The 791-nt window shown below is 33.4% G+C and carries 1 protein-coding gene; it reads right to left on the bottom strand.

Annotation, left to right across the window (positions count from 1 at the left end):
- The coding region (locus tag ACFQ1U_RS13705) for a hypothetical protein (protein WP_386109344.1) at window positions 1–666 on the bottom strand (666 nt) is incomplete at its 3' end.
- Window positions 667–791 lie beyond the last annotated feature (125 nt).

The following is a 791-nucleotide window of genomic DNA, read 5'->3' as shown; positions in this document are numbered from 1 at the left end:
TGTTTCTCCACCACTTGAACTGTCACTTGTGCCTCCTGAACTTCCACCACCACTAGATGTTCCCGTGTCTGTGTCTGAATCACTACCGCTACCCCCACAAACTTCTTGAGTAACATAACCACCTTCTGTACATGTTCTTGTAGCCATTCCTAATGTTCCCCAACCTGAACATCCCCCGGGGTTATCACTTGTTTTTTCTCCATCAGCTACAGTATGATTTCCTCCAAAGGTACACAGGTTATCAACACATACAGGTTCTTCATATTGTGTTAATGAAGTACAAGTACCTGAAGTACTCCTAGCCATATACAATTTTTCTCCTTCTAGTATTTGAATTGATGCATTGTTTAGGTCGTATGAAATTTTATTGCTTAAGTTTATTACAGGGTATTTTATTAAATATTGAACATATCTACCATTGTTGAAAAGGGTTAATACATAATTCTCTAAAGTTTGAGTATTTTCATTTTCAAGATTTATATTAAATGTGAAACTAGTATAAGAATTCGTTTCTATTTTTTGAATAAAGGATGTGTCTATAACAAAAGAGTTACTTAAGTCGTTAGATTTTAAGTTTATATTTTCTGTTGTAATATTTTTTAGTTTTTCTTTTAACAGCGTATTGTTTTCGATGAGTTTTCCTCCATTGGTTATTATTGCAGTCAATTTTGGAGGTGTGATTATGTTTGATTGATTTTCATCCTCTAAAATGTTTTCTGTTTGACAGCCTGTAACCAAGAGCTGTGTAGCAAAAAGTAGGATTCCAATTTTGAATAGATTTTTGATTTTCA

The sequence above is a fragment of the Tenacibaculum geojense genome (genome assembly GCF_042676005.1).
Lineage (GTDB): Bacteria > Bacteroidota > Bacteroidia > Flavobacteriales > Flavobacteriaceae > Polaribacter > Polaribacter geojense.
Note: the sequence above shows the minus strand (reverse complement) of the source record. Positions and strands in the feature narration are given on the sequence as shown.